The sequence below is a fragment of the Streptomyces sp. NPDC050738 genome, from assembly GCF_040654175.1.
In the GTDB taxonomy this organism is placed as follows: Bacteria; Actinomycetota; Actinomycetes; order Streptomycetales; family Streptomycetaceae; genus Streptomyces.
In genome coordinates, this window is record NZ_JBFAHN010000004.1 from 524,018 (window position 1) to 537,550 (window position 13,533).

A 13,533-nucleotide genomic window follows, 5' to 3' on the forward strand; every position below is an offset into this window, starting at 1 on the left:
GGTCAGTGCTTTCAATACCCCGCCGATATTACGACATTGAGCGGCGAACCTCACTGCGCACTCGCCACCCATACCCGCACTGAACTGGGAACGGGATCTGCCGTGACACCTCGTCGAAGTGAAGTCGGAGCCCGCGACCTTCCCGGGTCTGCGCAGAGTCCCGCACCTCGCGAAACCATCCTGCGATCGCTACCCAAGGGCGTACACGGTGGCCAGTTCTCATCAGGGCGCGGAGACTCGGGGAACCGGAACCCACTGGTCCGGCGCCTGTGCCCGACCAGCCCCTGCAATTACGCGATGAACAGGCTTGACCTGACCGCTGTCGCGGTCCTGGATGCCGCCGCCGTCGTCCCGACTGCGGGCCCAGCCACCGCGGATGACGGGCATACCCGGGAGTCAGTGCGGTTGGGCGAGGAAGGAGGACACCACCTGTGAACAGCCGCGCTCGTGCACAGCCTCCTGCAGCCTGTGGGAACTTGATTCTGATGGTTGGGGACCGTAGTCACCAACCAGGAGAGCGCCTCCGTTGTCGGCAACCAGGTCGGGTGAGGGCCAGGAGGCAGACGGCCATCAGGAGTGCGACGAGGCCGCCGCAGGCCATCAGGGTGGTGACCGACAGTGCGTCCACGACGGTTCCGCCGAGGAGCGCGCCGAGAGCGAAGGTCGCCTGGAAGGACGCGGTGAAGAGGATCGTGGCGCCTTCGGGGGATTCGGGGGAGGCATGGGCGAAGAAGGTCTGGGAGCAGAGCGGCGCCGCGCCGTAGGCCAGACCCCAGAGGACGAGCAGGGCCGTGGCACCGGCGGGTGCGGTGCCGAGGACGGGCAGCAGGAGTGTGGAGAGCGCGATCAGGCAGCCCGTCGCCGCGAAGGTGCCGCGCAGGCTCAGAGCCAGGGCCCGGCCGCCGAGGAAGTTGCCCGCGATTCCTGCCGCTCCGTAGGCGAGAAGTATGGCGCTGATGGCTGGGGAACCGAGGTGGGTGACGTGCCGGAGGTACGGCGTGACATAGGTGTACGTGCCGAAGTGTGCCAGCACGATGAGGAAAGTGGCCAGCAGGGCGATTCTTGTGTCCCGGCAGCGCAGGAGGTCGCGCAGGACCCCGAGGCCGATGACCTGATGGGCCGGCAGCGGGGGCAGCAGCGCGAGCAGGGCGATCAGCACGAGCACCGCGAGTAGGGCCAACGCGGAGAAGGCCGTACGCCACCCGGCCAGGTCTCCGACGAAGGTTCCCGCCGGGACGCCCAGCACCGAGCCCAGGGGCACCGCGGAGAAGATCAGTGCGGTGGCGGTACCGACGGACCGCGGTGGTACGAGCCGGGCGGCGAGCCCGGCCCCGATCGACCAGAAACCGCCGATGGTGAGGCCGACGAGGACCCGCGACAACAGCATCACCTGGTAGGACTCGGCGATCGCCGCCAGAACGTCGGCGGTGGCGAGTACGGCCATGAGAGCGCAGAGCATGATCCGCCGGTCCACCCGCGCGGCGGACAGCGGCACGGCGAGCGCGGCGAACGCGGCGACGACGCCGGGCACGGTCATGGTCAGCCCCGCGACGCCGTCGGACACGCCGAACTCGGCCCCGATGACGGTCAGCAGGCCGATGGGGAGGATCTCGCTGGTGACGATCGCGAAGATGCCCAGCATGAGGGAGGTGACCGCCAGCCAGTCGACGAACGGAGAGCGCGGGCGAACCTGTGTGAGCGTTGACATGGTCCTTGAGCCAAGCAGCGCAGAACTGCGAAGTCTGGCCGCTTTCGGACATCACCCGTACGGCGTGAGCAAGCGTTGGCGGCGCCTGGAGGAGTCGACTCTCGGCCCTGCGCGATCGTCGGCGTCGATCGTGAACTCAGGAGTTATCGGTGCGGCGCCGAACTCGTCGTTGTTCGAGGTGAGGTCGGGCGGTCAGTGTGGGCGGGCAGTGCTTGTGCGGCCGGCTGCCTCCGCGGGGCCGGCGCCGCGTGAGTGCTCTCCGGTCACGGCGCAGGCCGTGTCCATCGGCAGCGACAGCAAGGAGTGGACTGATGCGTAAGAAGGTTCTGATCTCGGGGGCGAGCATCGCCGGTCCGGCGCTCGCGTACTGGCTGGCACGGTACGGGTACGAGGTGACGGTGGTCGAGCGTGCGCAGAGTATTCGGCCGGGAGGGCAGGCTGTGGACTTCCGCGGTCACGTGCACCTGTCGGTGCTGGAGAAGATGGGAATCCTGGAGGAGGTCCACCGCAGGCGGACCGGCAACGGGGATCTGCACATGGTCGATGATCAGGGGCATGATCTGGTCAGGCTGCCTGCCTCGTTCACCGGCGGCGAGGTCGAGATCCTGCGCGGTGATCTGGCCGCGATCCTGTACGACCTGACCAGGGACGCCGTCCGCTACGTCTTCGACGACTCGATCAGCGAGCTGGTCGACACCGGTGACGCGGTCCGGGTGACGTTCGAGCGCGGCGTCTCCGAAGCCTTCGACCTGGTGATCGGTGCGGACGGGCTGCACTCCAATGTCCGCCGCCTGGCCTTCGGACCGGAGTCTGAGTTCGTTCACGACACCGGTTACCACGTGGCAATTTTCGAGGCGCCGAATCGGCTGCGACTTCACCGCGACGTGATGTTGTACAGCGAGCCGGACCGCGGCCTGTCGGTGTACCCGATCCACGACGACACCGCCGCGAACGTGATGTGCGTGTTCGCGGCCGACGTCGGGAACATCGACCGCCAAGACGTCGACGGGCAGAAGCGCCTGGTCGCGGGAGCGTTCGCGGGGATGGGCTGGCACAGCGGGCAGGTGCTGGCCGACATGGCCGAGGCGCCGTCGTTCTACTTCGACACCATCAGCATGGTGAAGATGGACTCCTGGACCAAGGGCCGCGTCGCCTTGCTGGGCGACGCCGGCTACGGCGCCACCTGCGGCGGCATGGGCACGGGCCTGGCTGTCGTGTGCGCCTACGTCCTGGCCGGCGAGCTGGCCGCGGCCCACGAGCACCGAACTGCGTTCGCCGCCTATGAGCAGCGCATCGCCAAACTCACCAAGGCATGCCAGCAGGTGGCCGGCGGCGTCGGCTCGTTCTTCGCCCCGAAGAACATCCGTCGCCGCACGTGGACCTTCAAAGTGCTCACCGCCGGACCCATGAGCAGATTCCTGGACAAGATGACCACCAAGGCGGCGACCGCCATCGATCTGCCCGCCTATCCCGCCGCCGATGTCGGTTCCTCGGCACCGCTCGATCCGGCATAGAGGCGCGCTGTCCCGCGTCGGTCCCAGGCGGCGAACGCCCGCTCCGTCGCGGAACATCGGCCGACTGCCCGGGCCCGCAGGCGGAACTGAAGCAGAAGGCGGGCGGTAGTACCGGGAACCTGCCGGGCCTGCTTAGACGGTCGGGGATATTTCCGAAGCCGGCTGCGGGACTGGCGTGCGGCGCGGGCTGCCGTCGCGCGCCGACTCCAGGAACGCCCTCAGCAGGGCGGAGTCCGCAGTAGCCGACCACACGAGCGCCCAGTCGGTGGCTGGGACGCCGGTGAAGGGGAGGAACGTGATGTCGGGGTGGGTGTAGTAGCGGGTGACGTGCTCGTTCACCGGGGAGACGACGTCCCCGGCCACGACCATCGACAGAACCTCATGGAAGGTCTCCGGCGCCTTGCCTCGCGGGATGAGCCGTCCGCTCGGCGTGTGAGTGGGAATCATTGCATCGCCCCAGTAGCCTGCGGCTTCGGCGCCCATGTCGGGGACGAGACGGCCGCCGAGGTCCTCCAGCGTCACCGACTCACGTCCGGCGAGATCGGAATCAGTGGCCACGGCGAGTACGCGCCCCTCGGTGAACACGACAGGCCCCACGCTCAGGTCGGGTTCGCACACCGGCAGCCACAGCAGCTGCAGGTCGACCTTGCCGCTCCGTGACGGGCTGAACGGAGAGCTGAAATGAGTCTCGACGATCTCCACGTCGCAGCCCGGGAACTCGGCCTGGAATCTCTCGATGACCGGGCGTATCAGGTTCGCCGCCACCCCCATCGAGCCGAGCGTGAGCGTTCCGCGAATTCCCTGACCGGCGACGCTCGCGCGGGCGAGCCCCATCTGGATCAGGTCGTGGGCCTGTTTGAGATCTTCGCGCAGGCGGCGGCCGACCGGAGTGAGGATCACGCTGCGGGAGGTGCGCTCGAACAAGGCGACGCCAAGACGCCGTTCCTGCTTCTTGATGGCCTGGCTGACCCGCGCCGGGGAGACGTGCAGCCGATCGGCGGTCCGGCCGAAGTGCAGCTCCTCCGCCAGCACCAGAAAGATCTCGATATCCCGCAGTTCCATAGCGCCCCCGCCTGACGACACCCCGAGTCACCGGTTGGTGCGGATCGTACGTTGTCGCGCGTTCGAGGGAGACCACGGAGGCGGCTCGCCGGCGCACGCGCACACGGCTCCGCTCATCACACGCCGAGCGGTCAGACCAGCGCGGCGTGACCAGTCGAGCTTGCCGGCCGCGTTCAGCTCCGTGAGCAGGACCCGGTGCAGCTGGTCGAAGGCCCCCGCCTTCTGCCACCGGTCCAGACGCCGCCAGCACGTCTGACCCGAGCCGAACCCCAGCTCCAAGGGCAGAAGTTGCCAGGCTATGTCGTTGTAGAGGACGAACAGAACGCCCTGGGGGCAGCGCCGGTCCGACACCGGTCGGGGCCCCGGCGAGCGTGCCGGCCACGGTGGCAGCAGCGGCGCGGTCAGCGCCCACAACTCATCGTCCACGATCCATGGTCGAGTACCCACCCCCTCACGAACGGCCGAATCATCACACCGGTAACGCCCTACCGGCACACTTCAACAAGATCGTGTTACGAGCTCTTAGAGAAATGAGAGTGTTGTTCGTACATGAGGAACGTGGCGACCTAGGCTGGATGTCCAGCATCACGGTCCCCTTGATCCTTAGCCGTGGTGCCACGAAGAGAGCAACTCCCTCGCCGGGTTTACAGGCGAGGGAGCGCTCACGTATGGGCATACGCGGCTTCCGCGAGCAACGACACCCTGACTGGGACAAGTCGTAGATAGCGGCTGGCCGACTTGTCCCACTTGTGGAACGAGAGTCTGCGCATCGGGCAACGGCCAATAGCCCGTTTGGCTCAACGGCGAGTGCACTGTGCCGGGGACTTGATGCGACAACCACAAAGACATGCCTGGAAGGCAGACTTCGCTCAGGAGGCAGCTGGCACCGAGGGTCTCGTCCAACCTCACTGTGGTCAAAGTGAGTTGGATGCTCCTGCACAACGATAGACCTCCCGGTAGAGGAGTCGTCGGCCAGCAGCATCGAGTGCAGATCTCCTCTTCTGGCCTGGGTAACTCGCATCGAGGAGGCGGGGGTTCCACACCTACTGGAGAAGCCTGCTCACGGGCTGACATGCCCAGCCTGCCCTGGCACGACTGCGACGCTGTGACACCCATTCCCAGCTCTCTGGCGGGTTCGGCATCGAAATCTCCGCGCACCGCCACAAACACGAGGCCATCGAGGTGCTGGCCGCTCTCATACCGCCCTGGACGAGGCGATGGCCACGGCCCGCACGCAGGTGTCCGCTCTCTTGGTTGGCATCCTGCTGCCGGCCCATGGTCTCGCCGCTGACACCCAGTTCTATTTGCGGACGCTTAGGCGTTTCGGCATGAACGTTCAGACCTTGAACGACCCCTTTGGCTGACTACTATGGGTCGCCACATCGGCAGAGCCGGTTCAGTTATTCAACAAGTCCTGGAGTGAAGCACCTTTCGTCACGGCACCTGTCACAGACGCCGTTGAAATCGGTTTGAAGTCGGCCACCTGCGTGCCGACTGCATTGTCCAGGGGGTCAACTCCCGTGCCTGCGAGCGGGTCCAAACGCATGAGGCTGACAGGCAGGAGGGCGTGGTGAAGAGATCCTGTCAGAGGGTCGCCCGCATCAGTCGTGGCACCGTGGACCGCGGGGGAGGGGCTGGCAGGGGAAGCGACACTCGGGTGCGACTCCGCGAATGCGGCACCCGCCCCGCTGGCAGTGCCGGCCACAACGAGTGTCACACCGACCCGCAGCGCCGTGCGCAGGAATGTCACGCCGATTTTGGATCCCGCATATCGATACATATCCACCTTCTGGAGCCGGGAGTCTTTAGACGAGCGCAATGTCCAACGACTGTTGGAGGGATTCGTTCCGGGAGGTGGTGATAGCGATATTTCATGGTACGGGGGTGGTAGGTTCGCTCCCTAGCGAGCGGCAGGGATTACGCCCCAGTGAGGGGTAGCGAGACTCTCGCCGCTGAGCCCGCACTTCCGCAGTGCGGGCAGGAAATGATCGGTGCTTCCGTTCACGGTGTGGATCACTCGAACTGGCTTTCGTGTCATGGTTGACAGGGCCTGAGACTGGTCGACTACGGAGAGCACAACAAACTTGAGCGGGTCTCCGGTGAGGATGCGCCCACTGCGCTCGGGTACGAATCGCACTACGGTGACGTCAGCTCCCCAGCCAGACCGAACTTGCCGGTAGTCAGCAAAAATCTGAAGCAGCCAAGCGGCCTTCTCTGCCACGGTGAGATCGTCGATACCGGCCCCGTTGCGCAATGTATCCAATCGTTCTTCACTGGGCCCTGGCAGTTCTTTGATTCCCGACACCCAGTCCTGAAAACTCGTCATACCCAACTAAACGATCTAGCAGCGTTCCCCTAACCATCAAAACACTGACGGTCACTCTTTTGGACAACCATGTGACATGGGCCGCATCTGTCGCCAAAGACGGTCATTCCTTCCGCTCCCATAGCGCACACGCATCTTCAAACTCACTCCAGGAACCTGTCGCTACAGACAAGGCCAACCGAATCTGTGCGCCATAAACTGCTGCGTCGCGCAGAACCCGACGACGTGGGAGGGGGTTTCCGGGTGTACCTGCCTTCACCACCGTTGATGGTCACCGCGTGGCCGGTCCGGAGCGCTCCGGCCTCAGCCGCTGACCAGGCCGGACGCGCGTCCGACCGTCGAGATGGTTGGATCACTCGGAGACCGATGATCTGAGGGTGCGGGATGGCTCGGTCGAAGCTGTGGAAGTGGACGACGACCTGTGAACCCCTCGAGCGGGTCCAGGCCTCCGCGGACGCGGTCGGCGAGATCGACTGACTGGTGCAGATCGACTCCACCGTCTCCGAGCCGACCAGCACGCCGCCGCCACTGGCCGAAATGGGGAACGTGCCGGCCGGACGAACTGGATGATCACGCCCTCGGCCGGTGCCGAGGCGGGCTGCCCACCAAAATCCACCTAGCCTGCACCGGCAAAGGACGCCCGCTCGCGATCCTGCCGGCGCCCGGCCGTCACGACAGCATCTGCGCACGCCCCCTTCTGGAACGCATGCGCATCCCACGCTCCAGACCCGGCCGGCCCGCGCAGATCGATGAGGTAGCCCGCACCGCCTACTGCGCGACGATCGAGAAGGCTGCCAGATCAGCCGCATCAGTCGAGCCATAGAAGGGCCTATGGCCTCGGCCGTATCGGGCGGTGCTGGACAAACTCGGGCCAAGAGCGAAGTGGACGGGACCTCGCCTATCGTGGACGCGGGTTCCCGCCATGACAGCGGATCGCTGACCGGACCGACCCCGGTCAATTGCGCCAAGAAGCGCAGCAAACTGCACGTGCGGAGATTCCCAGTGCATCCCGCTTGCCACCGCCGTGGCAGGTGTGAATAGGCATGTGTCGGTCTCGCCCTCGAGCCGCTCTCCCTCGGAAGCCCCGCCGTCTAGTCCCGCCGAGGAACGCGGCGGCGCCGACCCGCCAAGCCCCGTGCGGACAAGGCGTACTTCTCCGCAGGACAGCCCAACTGGCTGCGCGAGCGTGGGCTCGGCTTGCCTCCAAAGCGCATTCTCGGAGGGAGGGACCAGTTCGTCCCCGTGAACCCAGAGAAGTCCACACCCAGCGCACGTCTCGATCCCGCTACCCCTGAGGAGTCTGCCTCGGCTGCCGCGAATGTGCAGACGTCCCTCAACTCCAGCTCCGATGCCGGGGACAAGCCAGCTCCAACCGGCAAGCTGTTTGCTAGTGAGATCCCGATAGGATCGCTCCGCCCCCGGCCAGTATGGAGCGTTGGGGGAAGGCCTGGTGCCTTACAGGGTTTGCCCTGGGATGCAGTACGACCGGTCCGCCCTGCCCCGGCAGTCCACGTGACCGCCGGGGCATCTCAATGTGCCGTCTACGGCCTCAGCACGAAGGTACGCAGTCGGACTGAAGGCGTCCGTCGGGTGAGTTTGAAGTCCTGACCCGTGCCGGCATCAAGGCTCCGGTGCTCAAGAACCAATCGAGTCCCAGGCGTCCGTCATCACGCCTGAAAGCGGAATACCAACGAGGCTGAGTTTTGCGACGGCGCTGTTGAGTTGGTGCAAAAGCAGGTTAGTTGGCGCCAAGATCGACATGGCCCGGGAACTTCCAGAGCTACACGGCAGGCGAAAGGAACGAGCGAGACGTCCGCCTGAACGTAAGTGTCAACAAGCATGCTCATTCGGCCGACCCGTCTCAGCAGGCCAACTGGCGTTGCCTCTAGTCGCAGCTGTGTAACGGTGCCAACTGCCATGCTCTGTCACAGGATTCAGCCTGCGATGAACCCAGCGAAGGATCAGCGACAGCAGCCGAAGCCGACGCGAGGGGATGCGAACCTGTAGCAGCCGGGCGGCGAAGCGTATCGCCAATGCTGCGGAGTGGACCATCTGAGTCGCATGCGCGCTCTATGGCACCGTCACTGAGTCATGACTTCCTCAGTGACGGGCGTTGGACTTGTTCGTGCGCCCGTCTACAACAAGGTCCCGTGGTTCTCGGGCAGCACGCGTGGGAGCACGCTGCAGGTGAAGCACAGCGAGTCGGCTGTCGCGGGTCTCATCGTCCTCCCGGCTTTCTGCCGAGGTTCCGCCGAGCAAGTGGCTAAAGTGATGCAGGTCGTCTGGAGGAATAACCCATGCCAGCCGCCCAAATCCCGTATCGACGATTAGCCTCCGCGTACCGTCAGATAGCGGGGGAGAGAGAGTTGATGCGTGGGAGCGGGACATGTAAGCGATGAGCGCAGCCCGTTCCGCGTAGGCTGTCTGCAAACGGTTGTGCACCAACGCCAGTTGCTCAACTAGCCGAATCTCTCGCTGCGTCCAGTTGCGTTTCCCCTTGGCGGCTCGTTTCCCAGATGCGCTGCCTGTCTCGCGCTCCATCACTTCTCCCTCCGTGTCAAAGAACCCTCGGGCTTGATATTTTGGAACATCCTTGAGGACTGAATCCGATGCGGCCGAGATGGCGCAAGGTATTCATAGCAGCATATTTGTGTGTATTCGGCAGAGGTGATGGGAAACTCGCAGGAACAACCCGGAAGGGCCTACGCGAGGCAACTGGACAAATTTCGCCACCTGAGCTGTCACCATGCGAAGTCGCTGGTCAAGGCAGTGCGCCAGCGCACTGAACGATCCGGGATCGCGGACTTCCCCATCTCTCATCTGCTCTCACCACGGGCGGCTGGCGACTTCTTTCACACTGCTACTGAACTTGATCGGGTGATGTCGGGCTGTCCGCCGGACATCACCCAGGGGGCTTCGGTAGTCCTGGGGCGGTGAGATATCCGCAGGGTGGCGGTTCGACCGACGCCGAGAGGGCCGCGCGAGAGCGGGTCCGGCGCCAGGCTGTGACTCGCTTCGAGGCCGCCGAGAAGAACCGGGAGATCGCTGCCGCATTGCGGGTCTCGGTGCGGTCGGTGGAACGCTGGCGGCGCCAGTGGCCCGAGAACGGTCACTCCGGGGTAGCTTCCAAGGGGTCACCTGGTCGGCCCCGACTGTCTGACACGCAGATTGCTGAACTGGAGCGGGAGTTGGAGCGCGGTCCGCTGGCACACGGATGGGCCGACCAGCGGTGGACGCTGGCCCGCGTGAAGACGGTGATTGGCCGGCTGCGGCCCGAGGCCCTGCGGGAGGCCCCCCGCCGAGCCGCAGCGAAAGCAGCCGCCGACCATCGGGGCCGGCTCGCACCGGGCGAGAAGCCGAACCGCAAGCGGATGGCGACCGTGGCCTGCGTCTTCGACACCCGCCCGGCACCCAGACACCCCCACGACGTGATCCACCCGCCCGAGCAGGCCATCGCCGACGCCTTCGACCAGGCTCAGGCACGCGACCCCCTCAGCTTCTGCGGCCCTGGGTCGTCCTGGTCGACGGCGCCCGCCACCAGCTCGACCTGATCAGTGCCGAGTGTGTCCGACGCGGTGTCACGGTGCACGTCCTGCTGGACTTCGTACACGTCGCCGATTACAGCGCCTCGAGCGCGGCCTGGGCCACGGCCTCAGTTCCGAGATGGCGTCCCTCAGGAGTGAGGCAGCCGCACGGCGATCAAGTACCGCGTGGACGTCGGGGGCCGGTGCCACCATGGTGAGCTGACGGCAGGTGGCCGGGGGTGAGCGCGAGCAGCAGCAGCCACGCCCGGTGCGAACAGGCCGATCGCTGCCGCGGTCCCAAGGGCTGCGCTGTCGCTCGGCCCGTGTGTGCCCAGCCAGTGCATCAGGTGCCAGCGCCATCGTGAGGGAGGTTATTCGCCCAGGTGGACGGCCAGTACGTCGTACAGAACGGTGCCGCAGACGCTGGCGTCGAGCAATGCCAGGACCGCTACCGGGATGCGAAGCTGGGACCACAGACGACGGGCGGAAATGAGTCCCGCTGCCACGGCCGGGGAGCCGCCTTCCGCCTCTGGAGCCGCGGATTCGGTCTCGGTTCTGTCCCGCAGGCGCAGTCGCTGGATGCGCACCTATGGCGCGGGCACGGTGAGGCCGGTGAGGTGTGCGGTGCGGGCGGCGACGTGCGCTCGTACCCGCTCACGTCGAAGCGTCGGCGGCCACTACCGTACGTGCCGCCGCGGAGTCCCTGCCCGGTGTGCACGCGGGCAGTTGCCGTATCGAAGCCGGCCCCGGCAACAATTGGCGCGCCCCCTCGGCAGCGGCCCTGCCTCGCGGGCCGGTGCGCATCACATTGGAGGTGCAGGTGGCCCTCACCTGGAATCTCCAGGAGATCGCCGCCCAAATCCGCCGTCGCGTACTGGAGACGGCCGATGCCGAGCTGGGGCTGCCCGTCGAGACCGTCGATGTGACGATCACCGACCTCATCGACGAACCCGTGGAGGGACAGTGACCACGAGCGAGCACTCGGCCCCTCGGGCTCTCACCGAAGCCGTGGGAGAGGTAACCCTTGCCACACCGGGCGTCGCCTGCCTACGTCCCGGGCTGGCTGAACTCCTTCGCGCCTCAGGCCCGCTGGCGAAAATGCGTGACGCGAGCGGTTCATCCGCCAGAGCGACGCACTCCTCCGGAGTGCGGGTGAACCGCAACAAGGCCAGCCAGACATGGCAGGTTGAGATCCATGTGATCCTTCACCGGGGCTACTGCGCTGTCGATGTTGCCCGGGAGGTGTCCGTCGCCGTCACCGCAGTCATGCAGTCCATGACCGCGGAATCCAACTCGCCCAGTGTCTCCGTGACCGTGGCAGGACTCGTATCACGGAAGAGAGAAACACGCCCTGGGCGGTTGCACACAAGCCCAGTGCTCCCGATGGAGTCATAGGGACCCGACGAGCGCCAAGCGTGGCCCATGCTCGGCAGGTTGAGGCTCAACGAACCGCAAGGTCGCCCGGCGTTCGGACGGGTGAAGGTTCTCCGGCGGCGGCCCCTGCGCTTCGCGTAGCGAGGCTCGAAGCCGTGCGTGCTCAAGTAGGCGAGCATGTCCCCTCCAAGGCCCCACGCCGGTGAACGTCACCTCGGTGATGTGCCCGCCACCGGCATGCACCTTAAGGACGCCAGCACCGACTGGGCCCGCCTGGGATGATCCGCTCTCAGCCCGCTTCGTGCTGTAGCGACCGGCGCGCTGACTTGCCCAGGGTGGTCGCCCTACGGTTGCCCTTCTCCGGCGGCAGTGCAAGACGACGGGTGTGCTGGGTGCCGCGGGCTGATACGTCAGGACACGGCGAGGATGCTGTCCTCGGGAGACATCCCTGTGCGCAGTTTCCTCAGGATGCGCGAGAGGAGACGAGAGATCTGCATCTGAGAGACGCCGAGTTCCTCGCCGATCTGGCTCTGGCTCATTTCCTGGCCGAAGCGCATTTCGAGGATGTGGCGCTCCCGCTTGTCGAGTTCGTCCAGGAGCGGGGCCAGTGTGTGCAGGTCCTCGACCAGCTCCATGCCCGGGTCAAACTCGCCCATGAGATCGGCCACGGTACGTCCCGAGGAACTGCTGTGGCTGCTGGCGGAGGAGTCGACCGGCACGTCCAGCGAACCGGCCGTGTATCCGTTCGCCGCGACGACGCTCTCGGTGGCCTCCTCCTCGCTGATCTCGAGGTGCTGGGCGAGCTCCTTGACCGTCGGGTCGCGGTCCAGTTCCGTGGCGAGCTGCTCCCTGGCTTTGGCCATGTCCACGCGCAGTTCCTGCAGGCGCCGGGGCACGTGGACGGCCCAGGTCGTGTCGCGGAAGAACCGCTTGATCTCGCCCACGATGTAGGGGACCGCGAAGGTGGAGAACTCGACTTCACGTGACAGGTCGAAGCGGTCGATCGCCTTGATGAGGCCGATCGTGCCCACCTGAACGATGTCCTCCAGGTCGCTGCCGCTGCGGTTGCGGAACCTGCCCGCGGCGAACCGGACGAGCGAGAGGTTCATCTCGATGAGGGTGTTGCGGGCGTACTGGTACTCGTGGGTGCCCTCCTCCAAGACCTGGAGCTGGTCGAAGAACTGCTTCGACAAGTCTCGTGCGTCCTTCGGTGCGACCTTGACCGCATCTTCGATCCAGGGCAGGACATCCGCGGTGGCCGATGTCTCCAAGCCGGAGCGCGTCAAAGTCCCAGGCCGGTCCACGCTCTTTGCCTGCGTCACCGTGTCCATGGTCACCCTCTCTGATCGCACCGTCCCGTTCATAGGGACTGCGCATGCCCCCTGAAGGGGAGTTCATTCATCTCGCAGCGGAACAACATTCCGGAGTTATCGGGGATGGACCATCTCGGAGGGGGAACTCGGCCCCCCCCTTCCGTTGCTGCCACGACGCCTCCGGCACCTGATCGATCGGCGATCCTCTCGGAGGGGCGCCGGCGCCCACTGACTATCGGATGAGGACGGCGCGCACGTACTTGCCTCCGTGGTGGGCGGGGCTGACGGCGACCGTACGGCAGAGAAAGCTGACCAGGGGCCAGCCGAATCCGCCTCCGCACCCGTTAAGGTCCGGCGGGCGCTCGCAGGGAGGCGTGTGGCTGGGATCGCGTACGCAGATCTCGAGCGTGGTCCTGTCTGCGGCCAGCTGCAGCGTGGTGAGACCACCTGCATGCCGCAGCGCGTTTGTGACCAGTTCGGAGACCACCAGCACGGCGTTATCGACGAACTCTGGGGTCGGGGCGGGAGACAACTCGGAGATGAACTCGCGCATGTCGTTGCGTGCCTGGGCGGCCGTGGCCGGACAGGTGGTTCGCTGGGCGTACTCGGTCCGGCGATCTGCCATGACCTGTGACTGACTCATCTGCGGAACTCCCGTCGACGAGAAGCTTTGGCTCGATGAACCCTGCGTCTGCCCGGATCAGCGGGGGGC

Annotated in this window: 8 protein-coding genes and 3 pseudogenes; 5 read left to right on the top strand and 6 right to left on the bottom strand. The window is 65.8% G+C overall.

The window, feature by feature from the left end:
- Nucleotides 1-502 precede the first annotated feature (502 nt).
- The gene (locus AB0H78_RS14190; RefSeq protein WP_363234623.1) at nt 503-1,708 is read right to left on the bottom strand and encodes an MFS transporter; all 1,206 of its coding nucleotides are present in this window, start codon (nt 1,706-1,708) and stop codon (nt 503-505) included.
- Nucleotides 1,709-2,019: 311 nt separating this feature from the next.
- On the opposite strand from AB0H78_RS14190, the gene AB0H78_RS14195 reads away from it, so the two are divergent.
- Nucleotides 2,020-3,222, top strand: coding sequence for an FAD-dependent monooxygenase (locus AB0H78_RS14195; RefSeq protein WP_363234624.1), 1,203 nt, complete (start codon nt 2,020-2,022; stop codon nt 3,220-3,222).
- 132 nt (nt 3,223-3,354) lie between these two features.
- Here the strand turns inward: AB0H78_RS14195 and AB0H78_RS14200 are convergent, their stop codons facing one another.
- Together AB0H78_RS14200 and AB0H78_RS14205 are read right to left on the bottom strand one after the other, a co-directional pair.
- Nucleotides 3,355-4,284: a LysR family transcriptional regulator gene (locus tag AB0H78_RS14200; RefSeq protein WP_363234625.1), complete on the bottom strand. Its 930-nt coding sequence runs from the start codon at nt 4,282-4,284 to the stop codon at nt 3,355-3,357.
- Between the two features lie 27 nt (nt 4,285-4,311).
- Entirely contained in the window at nt 4,312-4,710 is a 399-nt protein-coding gene (locus AB0H78_RS14205) for a transposase (protein WP_363234626.1), read from the bottom strand.
- Between the two features lie 2,450 nt (nt 4,711-7,160).
- Between AB0H78_RS14205 and AB0H78_RS14210 the strand changes: the two are divergent.
- The 3 pseudogenes from AB0H78_RS14210 to AB0H78_RS14220 form a co-directional block, all read left to right on the top strand.
- Nucleotides 7,161-7,259: pseudogene (locus tag AB0H78_RS14210) on the top strand (IS5/IS1182 family transposase); the annotation flags it as partial.
- 2,284 nt (nt 7,260-9,543) lie between these two features.
- Nucleotides 9,544-9,720, top strand: a pseudogene (locus AB0H78_RS14215) (helix-turn-helix domain-containing protein); the annotation flags it as partial.
- A gap of 156 nt (nt 9,721-9,876) precedes the next feature.
- Nucleotides 9,877-10,232 (top strand): annotated as a pseudogene (locus AB0H78_RS14220) (ISKra4 family transposase); the annotation flags it as partial.
- A gap of 273 nt (nt 10,233-10,505) precedes the next feature.
- On the opposite strand, the gene AB0H78_RS14225 reads toward AB0H78_RS14220, so the two are convergent.
- Nucleotides 10,506-10,640, bottom strand: coding sequence for a hypothetical protein (locus tag AB0H78_RS14225; protein ID WP_363234627.1), 135 nt, complete (start codon nt 10,638-10,640; stop codon nt 10,506-10,508).
- A gap of 290 nt (nt 10,641-10,930) precedes the next feature.
- On the opposite strand from AB0H78_RS14225, the gene AB0H78_RS14230 reads away from it, so the two are divergent.
- Nucleotides 10,931-11,101 carry a hypothetical protein gene (locus AB0H78_RS14230; protein WP_363234628.1) on the top strand — a complete coding sequence of 57 codons (171 nt, stop codon included), beginning with the start codon at nt 10,931-10,933 and terminating at the stop codon, nt 11,099-11,101.
- An 817-nt stretch (nt 11,102-11,918) separates the two neighbouring features.
- Here AB0H78_RS14230 and AB0H78_RS14235 read toward each other — a convergent pair.
- The gene (locus AB0H78_RS14235) at nt 11,919-12,839 is read right to left on the bottom strand and encodes a SigB/SigF/SigG family RNA polymerase sigma factor (protein ID WP_363234629.1); all 921 of its coding nucleotides are present in this window, start codon (nt 12,837-12,839) and stop codon (nt 11,919-11,921) included.
- Nucleotides 12,840-13,053: 214 nt separating this feature from the next.
- Nucleotides 13,054-13,446: an ATP-binding protein gene (locus tag AB0H78_RS14240; protein WP_363234630.1), complete on the bottom strand. Its 393-nt coding sequence runs from the start codon at nt 13,444-13,446 to the stop codon at nt 13,054-13,056.
- Nucleotides 13,447-13,533: the final 87 nt, after the last annotated feature.